Origin of the sequence: Paractinoplanes toevensis (assembly GCF_018332695.1) — a bacterium.
Classification (GTDB): domain Bacteria; phylum Actinomycetota; class Actinomycetes; order Mycobacteriales; family Micromonosporaceae; genus Actinoplanes; species Actinoplanes toevensis.
Genome location: NZ_BOQN01000128.1, coordinates 68,658 through 83,676, shown reverse-complemented (window position 1 = coordinate 83,676; position 15,019 = coordinate 68,658). Strand labels below are relative to the sequence as shown.

Here is a 15,019-nt window from a genome sequence, read left to right as displayed (position 1 = left end):
ACCAGTTCGAACGGCATCAGGGAGAGTCTAGATGGCTTCGGTAGTGCTGTTTCACCACCTCCAGGGCCTGACACCGGGCGTGCTCGACCTGGCCGGCCGGCTGCGCACCGGCGGCCACGACGTGCACACGCCCGACCTGTTCGACGGCGCCCGGCCCGCGTCGATCGAGGAAGGCCTGGCCCTGACGGGCCGGATCGGCGAGGCGGAACTCGAGGCCCGCGCCGACGCCGCGGCCACTGCCGGGTCGGTCTTCGCCGGGATCTCGTACGGCGTGAAGCCGGCCCAGCGGCTCGCCCAGACCCGCCCCGGCGCCCGCGCGGCCCTGCTGTACGAGGCGTGCTTCCCGATCAGCGGCGAGTGGGCGTTCGGCCCGTGGCCGGCCGGCGTGGCGGCGCAGGTGCACGGCATGGAGAAGGACCCGTTCTTCGGCCTCGAGGGCGATCTCGAAGCCGCGCAGGAGCTGGCCTCCACCGTGCCCGGCGCGTCACTGTTCGTCTACCCCGGCGACCGGCACCTGTTCACCGACAGCTCGCTGCCGTCCTACGACGCGACGGCGACCGAACTGGTCGTTCAGCGGTCGCTGGCGTTCCTCGACCGGCTGAACTGATCGGCCGGCACCTCGTACACGATCTCCCGCCCGTCCTCGGAATCCCACTGCTCGCCGACCTTCACGAAGCCGTAGTGGGTGGCCAGTGAGTAGGACGCGACGTTGTCCGGCGCGATCGACACCCGCACCGTCTTGACCCGCGGATCATCGGCGGCCCGCCGCAGCAACGCCTCGAGCGCCGCACGGGCATAACCCTGCCGGCGGTGGGCGGGCTCCACCGCGTACCCGATCTCGACCAGCCCGGCCCCGTCGGGCGGCGCGTGAAAGCCGGCCCGCCCGACCGCCGTGCGGTTCTCCTCGTCCCAGATGATCCCGGTGACCCACCCGGCACACCCCGGGTCGGCGTCGGACTGGCGGGCGCGCATCGCCCACACTCCGCGGCACTCCGGCCCGGCGAGAAAGGCCGAGACGGGTACGGGACTGGCGCTGTTCGCGGCGTCGACGTCGCCGCGGGCGAGCGCGTGGAACACGGGGCCGGTCAGATGCACGATGCGAACGCGTGGGGTCACCCGGTAAGCCTCTCAACTTTTCGGTCAATGTCGACATCGGACGGAACCCCGGTAACGGCCCTCCCGTCTACTCCACACTTTCTCTTTCACACGATCGGGGGCGCCATGGGATTTTCGAAGAAACTATGGATAGGTTTGGCGGTGCCGGTGGCACTGCTGGCCGGCAGTTCCGCCGCGTACGCCGCGGTGACCGCCCTGCACGGCCGGGGTGAGCTGGTCAGCCAGCCACTGACCGGCGACCTGCAGGTCCTGGACGCCCAACTGGAACCCCTGCTGGTCCCCGGCGTCGCCAGCGACCTGGTGCTGAAGGTCCGCAACCGCAGCGCCACGAACGTGATCGCCGACCGGGTGCGCCTCCTCCAGCCGCTGCTCGACGTCAAACCGGCCGGCTGCCTGTCGGCGGTGTCCGGCCCGCTGCTGAGCCCCACCGGGGTAACCCTGCTGGACGAGCGCCGCGTCGTGCTGGGCCCTGGCCGCACCGAGACCGTCGTGGTGCCGTCCGCCCTGACCCTGGCGGCCGGCGCGAAGGGCGGCTGCGGTTTCCGCGTCCAGGTCGACATCCAGGCCGTGAAGGCGCCGCCGACCACCAACCCGCCCACCACGAGGCCGACCACGCCACCGACCGACGAGCCGCCGACTTCTGATCCGAGCAGCTGGCCGACGTTCCCGCCGACCACGGTCCCCTTCCCCGATCCACCCACCGGCGACCCGAGCAGCTGGCCGACTGTCCCGACGACCCCTCCGCCGACGGTGACCGATCCGATCTCGGAATAGTGATGATCGACGAGGTCGCCGGCCACTTCGAGCTGGGCCGGCTCACCGCCGCACCGGTGCGCGTGGCCGGCGGCCTCTCCAACGAGCTGTGGCGGGTGACCACCGACAACGGCGACTACGCGGTCAAGCGCATGGTCGTCAACGCGGACCGGCCGGAGTTCGTCACCAACGTCGAGGCCGCGTTCGCGGTGGAACAGCGAGCCTGGCGGGCGGGGGTCCCGATGCCGCAGCCGGTCACCTTGGCCGGCCGGGCGCTCGCCGCGGTTTCCGGCTCGCTGTTCCGCGTGCATCGGTGGGTGGACGGCACTCCTGGTGCGGGTTCTCCCACGCAGGCCGCCGAACTCCTGACGAGCATCCACGCCGCGGGCGCCCCACGCTGGGAGCCGACCCCGATCCTCGACTGGCCGCCGGACCTGGACGGGTCGTCCGACCAGGCGAGTGCGGACCCGGCAGCGGGCGGGCCGGCCGACCGGTGGGATGCGGATCCGGCGGTCAACGGGCTGCCCGACCTGGCCGACCTGGCCTGGCGGGTGCGGGCCGGCCCCACCCGGATGCTGGTCGTGGACAGCCATCGTGATCTGGACCGGAAGAACACCCTGCTGACCGCGGACGGGGTGCTGATGGCCCTGGACTGGGACGCGGCCGGCCCGATCGGCGCGGTCCACGAGGCGGCGTCGGTAGCGCTCGACTGGTCCGACGGCGACCCGGCCGTCTTCGCGGAGGCGATCCGGGCATATGGCGGTGAGCCCATACCCGCCGAGCCATGGATCTTCGCGTCCTGGGTCGCCGCGCAGGGCGGATGGCTGGATTACAACGCCACCCACCGCGCCGACACGCCGCTGGGCCAGGCCGAGATAGCCGCCACCCGGAGCAGGATGCAGGCGCTGGCCGCCGACCTGGACCGCTTCCTCAGCTGAGCGTGGCCGCCTGCATGTCGATGTTCCCGCAGGTGGGGTGAAAGACTTTGCGGGCCGTCCAGGTGACCACGAGCTCATTGCCCGCCGGCGCACGGAAGCGAATCGTGAAGCGCCCGGTCCGGATCGCCTCCCGGTTCTCCAGACTCGCGGTGGCCCGCTTCCCGGCGAGACTGACGGTCATCTGCCCCTCCGCCATCCAGACGCCCGCGTAGAACCGCAGCGTGCGAGTGGCGGCACCGGCCGGAACCCGGAGCGTGAAGCGACTGCCCGCGCCGCACGAGTAGACCCCGGTCGGTGTGCGGCCGGCAGCTCCGGTAGGGGTGCCCCCGCTCCAGCCGAACAGCTCCGGGTTGTTGTCGTAGCGGCCCCTCGCCGAGGTTCCCCGGTCGTCCTGGATCTCCCCGGTGCCCCGGGACTTGCGGTCCAGCGCCTCAGCGGATTCGAGCCCCCAGTGCACCCAGTCACGAGTGCCCTCAGCGGCCAGATCGACCGTCCCCGGAACGTCGGCGACGGCCAGCGACAGGACCGCCGTCGCGGTCGCCGTCGGCCTCCGGCTCGGCACGACCGTCGCGGATGGACTGTCGCTGACGACCGACGCAGGCAGCGGATCGGGCGGCAGCACGGTCACCGCCGGACTGGGCGTGAACGGCTCCCAGGGCACCGCCGTAGGAGGAGCCGAAGCGACCGGTTCATCCTGCCGGCGAGCAACAACGACGACGACCGTGGCGGCCAGCGCCAAACCGGCAAAGGCCGCCGAGGCAACGAGTACGCGCTGCCCATCCATCCATCTCAAGGGTGGATCCTCCGCATCACGCTCCGAGTCCGCAACAATACGGCCGGCGGCTCCAGCGAAGATTGCCACCCTCGACGCCTACGCCTGAGGAGACCGAGCGTCTTGGGAACCTCGGTCGAAGAGGCGCGGTCAGATCGGGTATACGCGGTACCGCAGTTTCTCGTCGTACCGAAGACCGGTGACGGCCGTGATGATCGACCAGAGGAAGTCCTCGTCCGGACCCCAGGACGGCACGGGAACCTCGGCCTCGACCGGCAGTGGCGTCCCTTCGTCCTCGACGGCCGCACCATCGGCGTAGACGTAGTGCCGGGTGCGTTCGCCGTTCGTGAACAGCGTGAAGCCGTAGGTGCTGGAGACGCTGCTGAAGAAGACCACCAGAGCCCTGCCGGGGTCGGTCGGTTCCCAGCCCATGACCACGTCCATCATCGGGTTCCACACCTGCGCCCAGCCGCCCGAATCGGCGGCATAGAGCGCGTCGGGCTTGAGGGCGCTGGTCGCCTGGTCGGCTTCGACCAGTTCACCGCTGAACTCCGTGATGGCGAGGTCGTCCACCGCCTCGTCCGCCGTGACGGCCTCACGGAAAAGCACCGAGGTGTTCCAACCCATGATCAAAATCCTTTCCCGGTACGGCGGAGGTCGCCACCCATTGTCGCGGGCCGCGCCCACCGAACCACCCGGGGAACGATACCGCCGGCACGCGCGGTCGATCCGGCCGCCGAGATCGTCGAACGGCTGACCGTCGGCCTGCTGCCGGCCCGGACGTCGGAGGTGAGGATCTCATCCCTTGCCGCTCCAGGGCAGCCGCTACCGACCGCAATCAAACTGAAACGGCGCAGGTGGGCGGACGCACGTTCGGGTTCGACAGCTCGGCCGATATTTGACCATGGACGATGACGCCAAGGTCAGCACTCGGGCTGCGATCGACGTGTGAATATCGCTCCTGTTGGGCTCCGGACACGTATCAAAGACACGAAGATCGGCCGGGGTGCGAACCTCGGCCATCAGTGTCTCCGGTTGGTCGGCGGTCATCCGCTGCGGCGGCGTCTTGCGGGATCGCTTACCTGCTGAGCACGATGCACTCAAGAGAGCCCTGACGGACCTTTTGCCGGAGGTAAAGGTGACGAGCGGTGCTCTCGTGTCGTCGCTTCCCGTCATCGCCATCACAATCACGATGGTTGTCGTCGTGGCGTTGTTTCTCGGCACGAGGATCGGCGTGAGCGAGCGATGAAGATCCTGGAGATGTTGCTCCGGGGGCGGCACCCTAATCCGACGGACGAAGTCCAACCTGCCGACGACGCTCGTGATTCGGCGTAATCGCGTGAACTCGAACCACTCGTCCGCCTGTCGTCCGTCCGCGCGTTGTTGTGCGCAGACGCGCGCGAGCGGACGGACGTCCGCGCGGACGATCGGGTCAGGCGCGCCAGCGTCCGCGAGTGACCTGCCGCGCACAAATCATCTCCGGGACCGGGCATGGCGACCTGCTCCAACAGCCCCACTACCGACGGAAATCGGACATTGGTACAGACTCGTCCGCACCCGGTCCCGGGGCCAAGGCGATGCGACAGCCGCTGTGCCAGCCAACGCTCCACGCCCTTGAGGGCCCGCTGACGATCTCCGCGGCGAAGGGATCCCAGCGGCTCCGCCAGCAGCCGGGCGAAACCATCCGCTAGCCGATCGGTCCGCTCTGCCCGATGGATACGCACGGAATTCATCGCGAGGCAGGCACGGGGAGCCGCTGGGACACCCAGTCCGCCCACGGATCAACTCACCTCAGATCCGCTCACGGCGAGCCGATCTCGTCGTGCGATCAAGCTTCTCAGTATTGAGGGTATGGCGGCTCCTGAGGGGCCTGCGGGTGACGCTCGCCGGGGTTCTTGGGGCTCGGCCCGTGCTGGTTGGCCGGGTGGCTGTCCTGCACGAAGAAGATCAGCAGAACGATCCAGCCGACGACCGGGACGAGGCCGATCAGCTGCCACCAGCCGGAGCGGCCGATGTCGTGTAGGCGCCGGGCACCCACGGCGAGGGACGGAACCAGCAGCGCCAGCTGGAGGACGCCCTGGATGGGCCCGGTGCCGCCGTACGAGCCGCTGCGAAGACCGAAGATCCCGTCGAGAATGCCGCCGACGGCGCTCACGATCGCGCTGAAGAGAACGAAGAACCAGAACTCCGAACGGCGCGCGCGGCCGCTGAAGTCCGCATATTTCCGTTGTAGGCAGACCCTGATGGCATCCTGGAACGACATGGGCGACCCTTCCGAGGATCTTGCTGAATAGATATATGCCGATACTAGTGCTGCAACGGCATTTCGGGTCGCTCTGCGTGCCCGGCTGATGCTTCGGAACGTCGGTCTGGCGCGGTCTATCCCGCCGTCACGGGTTGGCGGGCTGAGTTGGATGATTCGCTGAATTCATCGGTCCGTATCTCGGCAGGTCGGAGCTGCGACGGCGGGCGGGCTGGCATGCGGGCGAGGTAAGCCCGGACGGAATGCAGCGGCCGGCGGTGTACCGGAGCCGGCGCACGCCGGCACGAGGCAGAGGTTGGCGACAACCTCGGCCTTCAGCGTCTCCAGGGCCGGTTTATAGGTCATCCGGAGGCCGATCGGGCTGCAGAGCCCGCCTTGTCGCGCGGATCCGCCTTCCGGAGGAGCGGTCAGGACGTCGAGCACTACCTCGGCATAAACGCCGCTGATCTTCCGGACCGCTACGAAGGCGTGAAGCGTGCATTCCGCAGGATTAGGGATTTGCGCGGTCCTGCCGAGGGTGTGGTGCACCTGCCGAACCGGTCGCCGAACTTCCCGATCGAGGATTCACCGCCTACGGCCTCACCGACGACACCATCGCAGAACTCCGCGCATGGGCACCTGCGTGCGAACGCGACCTCGAGGCAAGGCGTAGCTGCCGACCGGGGAATCGTCAGGCGAAGCCGCGCAGGCGCATCAGGGCCTCGGTGTCGACGTCGCGGCCGCGGAACCTGCGGAAGGCCTCGTCCGGTGCGACGGCATTGCCGACCGAAAGGATGTCGTCGTGGAACGCCTTGGCGGTAGCCGGGTCCCAGACACCCCTCTGCTCGAACAGCTCCCACGCGTCGGCGGTCAGCGCGTCGGCCCAGAGATAGACGTAGTAGCCGGCCGAATATCCGTCGCCCGAGAAGATGTGCCCGAACTGGGTCGGGCGGTGGCGCATGACGATCTCCCGCGGCAGGCCGATCTCGGCCATGCAGCTCTTCTCGAAGGCGCCGGGATCGATCGTGCCGTCCGGCGTCGCGGCAAGGTGGATTCTCATGTCGTAGATCGCCGAGGCGAGAAATTCGACCGTACCGAAGCCCTGGTTGAACTTCAGCGACTTGTGCACCTTGGCGAGCAGCTCGGCGGGGATCGGCCGGCCGGTGTCGACGTGCAGGGCGAACCGGTTGAGCAGCTCCGGCGTGGGGAACCAATGCTCGTTGATCTGGCTGGGGAACTCGACGAAGTCGCGCTTGACCGAGGTGCCGGCGACGCCGGGGTAGGTGACGTTCGAGTTGAGGCCGTGCAGGGCGTGGCCGAACTCGTGGAACATGGTGACGGCGTCGTCCCACGAGATGAGGACGGGGCCGGAGCCCGACTTCACGAAGTTCGCGTTGTTGGAGACGATCGGGGTGACGTCCGCCTGGAAACGCTCCTGGGTGCGGTATTCGTTCATCCACGCACCGGAGCTCTTGCCGGCCCGGGCGTAGGGGTCGAAGTACCAAAGGCCCGCCCGCTTGCCGTCGCGGGTCACCTCGTAGACCGAGACGTCCTCGTGGTAGACGGGCAGACCGTCGAGCTTGGCGAATCGCAGGCCGTAGAGCCTTTCGGCGGCCCAGAACATGCCCTCGCGGACCTTGTCGAGCTGGAGGTAGGACTTCACCTCGTTCTGGTCGAGGTCGTACGTCGCCTTGCGCACCTTCTCCGAATAGAACCGGTGGTCCCAGGCTTCGATGGTGATGCCGTCGCCGGCCTGGTCGGCGATCGCCTGCATGTCGGCGATCTCCTTCTGGGCGCGCCGCAGGGCTGGGCCCCACAGCTTCATCATCAGGTCCATGGCGGCCTGCGGCGTCTTCGCCATGTTGTTCTCGACGGTCCAGTGGGCGTGTGTCTCGAAGCCGAGCAGCCGGGCCCGCTGGGTGCGGAGCTGGAGGATCTCGCTGATCACGGCCTTGTTGTCGGTGGCCGTGCCGTTGTCGCCGCGCATGATCCACATGCGCCAGCCCTTCTCCCGCAGGTCGCGCCGGGCGGAGTAGGTCAGGAACGGCTCCATCGAGGAACGCGTGTTGGTGAAGACCCACTTGCCCTTGGCCCCGTGCGCCTCGGCTGCCGCCGCGGCGGCCTCCCGCTGCGATTCGGGAAGACCCTCGAGATCTGCCTCGGTCTCGATGGTGAGCCGGTAGCTCTCCTCGTCGGCCAGCTCGTTCTGGCTGAACCTGGTGTAGAGCGAGGCGAGTTTCTGATTCAGGTCCTTCAGCGTGGCCTGGTCGGCGTCGTCGAGCGCCGCGCCCTGCCGGGTGAAGTCCTGGTAGTAGTTCTCGACGAGGCGTACCTGCTCCGGTGACAGCCCGGCAGTGGCCCGGCCGTCATGGACCGCCTTGATCCGGGCGAAGAGCCGGGCGTTCTGAATGATGTCGTCGCCGAAGGCCGAGAGGATGGGCGACATCTCGGTCTGCAGATCCTGCATTGCCTGGTCGTTCATCGTCGAGGTGAAGATGTCGAAAAAGCGTTGGGCGCGGTCGAGGGCGCGGCCGCTGTCCTCCAGCGCGGCGATGGTGTTGGCGAAGGTCGGGGTCTCGGCGGTGCCGGCGATCTCGGCGATCTCGGCCCTGCTGAGCTCCATACCCTTCTCGAGCGCTGCCTTGATCGAGGTCGGGTTCACCTGGTCGAAGGCCGGGTAACCGCCATGCTCTCCAGTCCACACCTCGATCAGCTTATCCTCCGGGTCGCTGCCGGCCGCGAGCGCGAGGCCGGGGAATCTGAGCGAGCCGAGTACGGCCGCGGTGGCGACGGACTGCAGAAAGACGCGGCGTTGCATGGGAGCAACACTATCGTACGTTTTAGAGTGTTTTGTGTAATAGTCGACCGTGCAACTCGGACGGTCACCGTCACATCGACCGGATGACATGATCTGTGGGCCGCCCGCGGGATGCGAGGATCCGTCGGTCAGGGCAGACTGCCGGTGATGAACGGCGATGGATTGTCCGGCCCGGCCGGCGCCGACCTGGTGCTCGGCGAGCGTTACCGGCTTATCTCGCAGGTGGGTGCCGGTGGCACCGCCGTCGTCTGGCAGGCGCACGACAGCGTCCTTGCGCGCACGGTGGCGGTCAAGATTCTGGCGGCCCCCTACGCCGGCGACCCGCTGTCGCGGGACCGGATCCGCAGTGAGGCACAGGCCGCGGCGATCCTCTCCCACCCGAACATCGCCCAGGTGTACGACTACGGTGAGGCCGACATCGACGGCGAAATCGTTCCGTACGTCGTGCTGGAACTGGTTCGTGGCAACACCCTGCACCAGCGGCTGAGCGAGGGCCCGGTCTCGCCCCGCTACGCGATGCGGGTGAGCGCGGAGATCGCCGCCGCTCTCGCCGCCGCACACGCCGAAGGTCTGTCGCATCGCGACATCAAGCCCGCCAACGTCATGCTGGCGCCCACCGGTGCCAAGGTGGTCGACTTCGGCATCGCCGCCGCGATCCGGCCGCCGGAATCCGGCTCCGACGATTTCGAGGTCTTCGGCACCCCGGCCTACCTGGCCCCCGAGCGGCTGCTGCACGACGCCGTGGAACCGGCGTCGGACGTTTACGCGCTCGGCGTGCTGCTCTACCGGCTCCTGACCGGCCACTCGCCGTGGACCACCGAGACGACCACCCAGATGCTCGCCGCGCACATCTATATCGAGCCGGAACCGCTGCCGTCCCTGCCCCAGGTGCCGCAGTATGTGACCGAGTTGTGCAACCGCTGCCTGGCCAAGGACCCGGCCGATCGACCGAGTGCCCGCGAGGTGGCGGCGCTGCTCGCACACGGCGCCGGGGTGCAGTCGATCACGGACGAGCCACCTGCCCCGGAGCCTGATCAGCCGCCGGACCCCGCCATCGGTTCTCCGCCGCCGGCCGCCGGCCGGCGGAACTGGCGACCGTACGCGGCGGCCGGGGCCCTCCTGGGCGTCATCATCGCCGTCCTGTGGGTGTCGAGCGCGGCGCACCAGGACGGGGCGGTGTCGCTGCCGGTTCCGAGCTCGGCCCCCGCGCCCGCGGTAAGCCGGTCCGCGGGGAACCCGCCACCCGTCCCGCCCGCGACGCCGGCCGGCACCGTGCCGGGCAGTCGAGGCCCCGCCCGGACCGGTGGGGCCACCGTCGCCACGGTCCAGCCGACGGCCGCCCCGGCGAACCCGGCCGTGCCGGCGACCACGGCTGCTCCGGACCCGGCCGTCACCACGACGGACCCGGCCGCCGAGCCGGATGAACGCACGCTGTCGTCGGTCGCCGGCTCGGTCCGTGCCACCTGCCCGGCTCCCGACACGGCACAGATCCTGTCCTGGGAGGCCACCAAGCCCTACAAGGTCGTCGAGGGCGACGATGAGCCCGGGTCCGCGCCCACGGTCTCCTTCAAGCACGGCAACAGCCAGGTGATCATGACGGTGACCTGCGCGGCCGGCGTGCCGTCGGCGACGAACACCTGACCTGTGGCGCGATACCGGGCTGCCGCCGTCGGCCGGCGTCGTCAGTAGCGGTTCAGGGCTTCCCGGGCCTGGGCGGTGATGTCGGCTATCACCGAGCCGGCGCTCTTGATCGCGTCGATCAGGCCTACGCCCTGGCCGGCCAGTAACGGCATCTCCTCCAGGTCGCCGGTGGTGGCGTCGCGCATCGGGACCAGGTTGGAGAAGCGGGGGATGTCCACCGGTTGGCCGCCCAGGACGGTGTGGCCGATTATCGGGCGTTCGGCGGTGAAGCGAGGCTTCTCGTCGATCACCCGGTTGCGGAGTACTCGCATCGGGTTGAAGTCGAGGGTCTCCGGGCCGAACAGCGATGTCACCACCGTGTCGGAGGCGGCCGCCGCTACCAGCCTCGCCTTGTAGTCCTCGTGGGCCAGGGACTCGTCGGTGGCGACCAGGCGGGTGCCGATCCAGGCTCCGTCGGCGCCCAGCATCAGGGCGGCGGCCAGCCCCCGGCCGTCGGCTATGCCGCCCGCGGCCAGGACCAGGGCTGGGGCCACCGCGTCCACCACCAGGGGGAGCAGGGCGAACGTCGGCAGGGTGGCGAAGTTGTGGCCGCCCGCCTCGGCGCCCTGGGCGACTATCACGTCGATGCCGTCGTCCGCCGCTCGCTTGGCCGCGTCCACGTCGCCCACCTGCTCGAAGACCCGGATGCCGGCGGCGTGCAGCTGGTCGATCCAGGACCGGGCGGGGTGACCCCAGTGGAACGAGACGGCCGGCACCCGCGCCTCGCAGACCGCGTCGATCTGCGGCTGTTCGGTGAAGACGGTGATGAAGTTGACGTGGAAGGGAGCGGGGGTGCCGGCTCGGACGGCCGCTATCAGCTGCAGCATCGCCGGTGGTGGCAGCAGGCCCACGCCCAGCGAACCCATTGCGCCGGCGTTGCCCACGGCCACGGCCAGGTCTGGGGTCATGCCTACGAAGGCCATGCCGGCCTGGGCTATCGGGGTGCTCAAGCCGTACGCCTCGGTGAACCTTGTCCTCAGTTCCATTCCCCGACCCTGGCGGATCGGGCGGCCGATTCCTGTCGGCCGCCGGACAGTGGCTGGTAGCGTCCGCTGGATGGATCTTGAGCTTGGTGGTGCGGTTGTTCTGGTGGTCGGTGGCACCGGGCTGATCGGGCGGGCGGTGGTCGCCCGGCTTCGGGCGGAGGGGGCCACGGCGATCGCGGCCTCGCGCGGTGCCACCGACGGCCTGGTTCTGGACGCTCGGGACCCGGCTTCGGTCACGGCGGGGGTGGACAGCGTGCTGGCGCGGCACGGGCGGCTCGACGGGCTGGTGGTCGCGGCGGCGCCCAGTGCGCGCACCCTGGATGCTGCCCGGCACGCCGATCCCGAGCAGGTGCTGGACGCGATCGACGCCAAGGCGATGTCGTTCCTGCGGCTGGCCAACGCGGCGCTGCCGACCATGAACCGGGCCGGTTACGGGCGGATCGTGGGCGTCAGCGGGCAGAACGCGTTCCTGACCGGCAACGTGACCGGGTCGGTGCGGAACGCCGCGCTGATCATCGCGGCCAAGAATCTCGCCGACACGGCCGCCGGATCGGGGGTCACGATCAACACGGTCAGCCCGGGGATCGTGTCCGATACCCCGGTGAGTGAGGTGGAGCCGGGCCGGGGCGGGGAGTCCAGCCCGGAGCAGATCGCCGACCTCATCGCGTTCCTGCTGTCGCCGCGGACGGGGGCGATCTCGGGGGAGTCCATCGCGGTCGGTCACCGGGTTCGCGGCGTGACCTCGATGTAGTTCGGGCCGGCCGCCCGCCCGCAGCGGGCGGACGGCCTCGAGTGGCACTCAGGGAGAACTGAGCGGCAGGGACTGTTCCGACCTCGTACTCATGAAGTGCGGTTTGCGGTTTTGACCAGCTCCTGCAGGGTTTCCGGGGTGAACGGGCTGCCGGGGAACATCGCCATGCGGTCGAGCGGGAAGCTCACCGCCATCTGCATCAGCGCGGGGTCGGAGGCCATCGCGGCGGCCATGCCGCCGCTGCCCTCGGCGGCCATCTTCGCGAAGACCTCGCCGAGCACCTCGGCGCCGCGCGGGTCGGCGAGCCACTCGCCGATGGTCGAGTCGGTGCTGAGCGGGATGCGCGCGCCGGCGCCGTCGCCGTCGAGGGTGACGGTGACGCCGGTGTGCAGGTGGCGGGAGGACGAACCGACGGCGATCGCGTAGGTGCCGGGCTCGACGATCCAGCGGTTGAGACGGACCTCCCAGTAGGCGAGATCGGCGCGGTCGATGTGGAGCTTGACGGTGACGGTCCGGCCGGCCGGGATCTCGACGTTGGCGAAGGCCTTCAGCTCGCGCGGGGCGCGGCTGACGCGGGAGCCGGGAAGGCTGAGGTACGCCTGGACCACCTCGCGGCCGTCGCGGTCGCCGGTGTTGGTGACGTCCACGCTCAGGTCGATGCCGGCGTCGGTCGCGGTGGCCGTCGCGGTGCCGTAGGCGAACGTCGTGTAGGACAGGCCGAAGCCGAACGGGTAGGCGACCTCCTGCTCGCGGGCGTCGAAACCGCGGTAGCCGACGTGGATGCCCTCGCCGTAGCGGACGTGCCCGGCCTCGCCCGGGAAGTCCAGGTAGGACGGATGGTCGGCGAGCTTCAGCGGGATCGTCTCGGCGAGCCGGCCGGACGGGTTGACCGTGCCGAGCAGGACGTCGGCGATGGCACTGCCGCCGGCCTGGCCGAGCAGCCAGCCCTCGAGGAGGCCCTGGACGTCGGCGTCCCAGGGTGTGGTGCGCACGACGGCGCCGTTGGCCAGCACGACCACGGTGCGTGGGTTCGCGGCCGCTACCTTCCGGATCAGGCCGATCTCCGTGGCGGGCAGGTCGAGTGACTCGCGGTCGGAACCCTCCGTCTCGAAGTCGGTGGCGGCGAAGACGATCGCCACGTCGGCGTCCCGGGCGAGTTGTTCGGCCTCGGCCGCGTCGGCAGTGAACCGGATCCGGCCGGGGGCGGCCGCTTCGAGCGCCGACAGGGCGTCGTCGAGGCGGGTCGGGGTGATCTGGGAGCTGCCGCCGCCCTGGTAGCGAGGGGTGCGGGCGGATTCGCCGATGACCGCGACGGTCTGGGCGGGGTTGAGCGGGAGGACAGCGCCCTCGTTCTTGAGCAGGACGATGCCGCGGGAGGCGATTTCGCGGGCGAGGGCGTGGTGCTCATCAATATCGTAATTTGTCGGAGTTGCCGCGACGGCCTTGGCGGCCAGGTCGCGAACCCGGGACGCTGACGTGGCAAGCGTGGAAGCCGGGAGGCGGCCGGCGCGAACCGCCTCGATCAGCGCCTGGTCACCGCCGTCGTCCGGGCCGGGCATGGTCAGATCGAGGCCGGCCCGGACCGCTTCGACCCGGTCGACCACGGCACCCCAGTCCGACATCACCAGGCCCTGGAAACCCCACTCGTCCCGGAGCACCTCGGTCAGCAGGAAGTGGTTCTGACTCGCATACACCCCGTTGACCTTGTTGTACGCGCACATCACGGTCCACGGCTGCGCCTCGGTCACCACCCGCTGGAACGCCCGCAGGTAGAGCTCACGCAGCGTGCGCTCGTCCACGTCGGCGCTGACCCGCATCCGGTCGGTCTCCTGGCTGTTGACCGCGAAGTGCTTGAGCGATGCCCCGACGCCCCGGCTCTGCAGGCCCTGCACCCAGGCGGTCGCGAGCACCCCGGCGACCAGGGGATCCTCGCTGAAGTACTCGAAGTTGCGGCCGCCGAGCGGGGTGCGCTTGAGGTTGATGCCCGGCCCGAGCAGCACGTGCACGCCCATCGCCCGGCACTCGTCGCCCAGTGCCTCGCCCATCCGCCGCAGCAGCTCGGGGTCCCAGGTCGAGCCGGACGCCACGGCCGGCGGGAAGCAGGTGGCGGGCTGCCCGGCCAGGATGTCGTCGGCGCCGGCGACCTGCAGGCGCACGCCGTGCGGGCCGTCGGTCAGGGTGATCGCCGGAACGTCACCGGCGGCCGTGGTGGACCAGAAGGCGGAGCCACTCGTGATGGCGGCCTGATCGTTGAGTTCCATGCGGCATCCCTACTGAGTACCTACTAGGTATTAACTACTTAGCAACATATGCTGGCCAGAGTGATCCTCACAAGAGGTCGTTCGCTGTGAAGGAGCTTCGCGCGTGACGCTGCGGCGTGAACGGCCCCGGCTGCCCGCCGCCGAGCGGCGCCGCCAGATCATCGACGTCACCACCCGGCTGATCGCCGAGCGCGGCTTCTGGGGCCTGTCGATGCAGGACGTGGCGGACGGCTGCGGGCTCACCGTGCCGGGCCTGCTGCACCACGTGGGTTCGAAGGACGGCCTGCTGCTCGCGGTCCTCGACCACCGCGACGAGGCGGACCTGATCTCGGTGGAGGTGCAGGCGTCCTCGCCCCGGGAGGTCTGTGCCGCGCTGGTGCGGCGCAACGCCGGGCAGCCGGAGATCGTTCGGCTGTTCGCCGTCCTGCAGGCCGAGTCGCTGGCCCCCGATCACCCTGCGCACGACTACTTCGCGGCCCGCCAGCAGAAGACCCTGGACGGGTTCTCGCTGCTGCTCAAGGGTCATACCGCCGACCCGGACGGGCTGGCCGTCAAGATCGCCGCGATGATGGACGGGCTCCAGGTGCACTGGCTGCGCGATCCGGACGAGATCGACCTCGTCGCGCAGTGGGAGTCGGCCGCCGAGATGATCTTCCGAGACCTCGACCCGCCAACTGGCGGGTAGTTTCCGCCGGATGGCGC

The 15,019-nt window shown here is 69.7% G+C and carries 14 protein-coding genes; 7 read left to right on the top strand and 7 right to left on the bottom strand.

Annotation, left to right across the window (positions count from 1 at the left end; translation table 11 throughout):
• Nucleotides 1-31: 31 nt before the first annotated feature.
• Nucleotides 32-607 (top strand): dienelactone hydrolase family protein, encoded by a 576-nt coding sequence (locus Ato02nite_RS42985; protein ID WP_213012475.1) that lies wholly within the window; start codon nt 32-34, stop codon nt 605-607.
• On the opposite strand, the gene Ato02nite_RS42980 is transcribed toward Ato02nite_RS42985, so the two are convergent.
• A complete protein-coding gene (locus Ato02nite_RS42980) occupies nt 571-1,116 on the bottom strand; it encodes a GNAT family N-acetyltransferase (RefSeq protein WP_213012474.1) in 546 nt (181 codons plus the stop codon). The genes Ato02nite_RS42985 and Ato02nite_RS42980 overlap by 37 nt on opposite strands.
• Before the next feature lie 141 nt (nt 1,117-1,257).
• Here Ato02nite_RS42980 and Ato02nite_RS52750 point away from each other — a divergent pair, with 141 nt between their 5' ends.
• A complete protein-coding gene (locus tag Ato02nite_RS52750) occupies nt 1,258-1,890 on the top strand; it encodes a hypothetical protein (RefSeq protein WP_213012473.1) in 633 nt (210 codons plus the stop codon).
• Between the two features lie 2 nt (nt 1,891-1,892).
• Complete coding sequence (locus Ato02nite_RS42970) at nt 1,893-2,807, top strand: aminoglycoside phosphotransferase family protein (RefSeq protein ID WP_213012472.1); 915 nt, start codon at nt 1,893-1,895, stop codon at nt 2,805-2,807.
• Here Ato02nite_RS42970 and Ato02nite_RS42965 read toward each other — a convergent pair.
• Together Ato02nite_RS42965 and Ato02nite_RS42960 are read right to left on the bottom strand one after the other, a co-directional pair.
• A complete protein-coding gene (locus tag Ato02nite_RS42965; RefSeq protein ID WP_213012471.1) occupies nt 2,800-3,600 on the bottom strand; it encodes a hypothetical protein in 801 nt (266 codons plus the stop codon). The genes Ato02nite_RS42970 and Ato02nite_RS42965 overlap by 8 nt on opposite strands.
• Before the next feature lie 129 nt (nt 3,601-3,729).
• Nucleotides 3,730-4,206 carry a hypothetical protein gene (locus tag Ato02nite_RS42960; protein ID WP_213012470.1) on the bottom strand — a complete coding sequence of 159 codons (477 nt, stop codon included), beginning with the start codon at nt 4,204-4,206 and terminating at the stop codon, nt 3,730-3,732.
• Nucleotides 4,207-4,585: 379 nt separating this feature from the next.
• On the opposite strand from Ato02nite_RS42960, the gene Ato02nite_RS42955 reads away from it, so the two are divergent.
• On the top strand, nt 4,586-4,828 hold the full coding sequence (locus Ato02nite_RS42955) for a hypothetical protein (protein WP_213012469.1): 243 nt from the start codon (nt 4,586-4,588) through the stop codon (nt 4,826-4,828).
• A gap of 588 nt (nt 4,829-5,416) precedes the next feature.
• On the opposite strand, the gene Ato02nite_RS42950 is transcribed toward Ato02nite_RS42955, so the two are convergent.
• Both Ato02nite_RS42950 and Ato02nite_RS42945 read right to left on the bottom strand, forming a co-directional pair.
• A complete protein-coding gene (locus Ato02nite_RS42950) occupies nt 5,417-5,842 on the bottom strand; it encodes a DUF805 domain-containing protein (RefSeq protein ID WP_213012468.1) in 426 nt (141 codons plus the stop codon).
• Between the two features lie 670 nt (nt 5,843-6,512).
• Nucleotides 6,513-8,639 (bottom strand): M3 family metallopeptidase, encoded by a 2,127-nt coding sequence (locus Ato02nite_RS42945; protein WP_213012467.1) that lies wholly within the window; start codon nt 8,637-8,639, stop codon nt 6,513-6,515.
• 147 nt (nt 8,640-8,786) lie between these two features.
• Here Ato02nite_RS42945 and Ato02nite_RS42940 point away from each other — a divergent pair, with 147 nt between their 5' ends.
• Nucleotides 8,787-10,280, top strand: coding sequence for a serine/threonine-protein kinase (locus Ato02nite_RS42940; RefSeq protein ID WP_213012466.1), 1,494 nt, complete (start codon nt 8,787-8,789; stop codon nt 10,278-10,280).
• Nucleotides 10,281-10,321: 41 nt separating this feature from the next.
• Here the strand turns inward: Ato02nite_RS42940 and Ato02nite_RS42935 are convergent, their stop codons facing one another.
• Complete coding sequence (locus Ato02nite_RS42935) at nt 10,322-11,305, bottom strand: NAD(P)H-dependent flavin oxidoreductase (protein ID WP_213012465.1); 984 nt, start codon at nt 11,303-11,305, stop codon at nt 10,322-10,324.
• Nucleotides 11,306-11,375: 70 nt separating this feature from the next.
• Between Ato02nite_RS42935 and Ato02nite_RS42930 the strand changes: the two genes are divergently transcribed.
• The gene (locus Ato02nite_RS42930) at nt 11,376-12,056 is read left to right on the top strand and encodes an SDR family NAD(P)-dependent oxidoreductase (RefSeq protein WP_246608063.1); all 681 of its coding nucleotides are present in this window, start codon (nt 11,376-11,378) and stop codon (nt 12,054-12,056) included.
• A gap of 89 nt (nt 12,057-12,145) precedes the next feature.
• Here the strand turns inward: Ato02nite_RS42930 and Ato02nite_RS42925 are convergent, their stop codons facing one another.
• Nucleotides 12,146-14,317 carry a glycoside hydrolase family 3 C-terminal domain-containing protein gene (locus Ato02nite_RS42925; protein ID WP_213012464.1) on the bottom strand — a complete coding sequence of 724 codons (2,172 nt, stop codon included), beginning with the start codon at nt 14,315-14,317 and terminating at the stop codon, nt 12,146-12,148.
• Between the two features lie 103 nt (nt 14,318-14,420).
• On the opposite strand from Ato02nite_RS42925, the gene Ato02nite_RS42920 reads away from it, so the two are divergent.
• Complete coding sequence (locus Ato02nite_RS42920; RefSeq protein ID WP_213012463.1) at nt 14,421-15,002, top strand: TetR/AcrR family transcriptional regulator; 582 nt, start codon at nt 14,421-14,423, stop codon at nt 15,000-15,002.
• The last annotated feature ends 17 nt before the right edge of the window (nt 15,003-15,019 follow it).

Excerpts from the sequence above, each read along its gene's own strand:
- Ato02nite_RS42985 (WP_213012475.1), top strand. The coding sequence starts at position 32 with ATGGCTTCGGTAGTGCTGTTTCACCACCTCCAGGGCCTGACACCGGGC.
- Ato02nite_RS42970 (WP_213012472.1), top strand. The coding sequence starts at position 1,893 with ATGATCGACGAGGTCGCCGGCCACTTCGAGCTGGGCCGGCTCACCGCC.
- Ato02nite_RS42960 (WP_213012470.1), bottom strand. The coding sequence starts at position 4,206 with ATGGGTTGGAACACCTCGGTGCTTTTCCGTGAGGCCGTCACGGCGGAC.
- Ato02nite_RS42950 (WP_213012468.1), bottom strand. The coding sequence starts at position 5,842 with ATGTCGTTCCAGGATGCCATCAGGGTCTGCCTACAACGGAAATATGCG.
- Ato02nite_RS42945 (WP_213012467.1), bottom strand. The coding sequence starts at position 8,639 with ATGCAACGCCGCGTCTTTCTGCAGTCCGTCGCCACCGCGGCCGTACTC.
- Ato02nite_RS42940 (WP_213012466.1), top strand. The coding sequence starts at position 8,787 with ATGAACGGCGATGGATTGTCCGGCCCGGCCGGCGCCGACCTGGTGCTC.
- Ato02nite_RS42935 (WP_213012465.1), bottom strand. The coding sequence starts at position 11,305 with ATGGAACTGAGGACAAGGTTCACCGAGGCGTACGGCTTGAGCACCCCG.
- Ato02nite_RS42930 (WP_246608063.1), top strand. The coding sequence starts at position 11,376 with ATGGATCTTGAGCTTGGTGGTGCGGTTGTTCTGGTGGTCGGTGGCACC.
- Ato02nite_RS42925 (WP_213012464.1), bottom strand. The coding sequence starts at position 14,317 with ATGGAACTCAACGATCAGGCCGCCATCACGAGTGGCTCCGCCTTCTGG.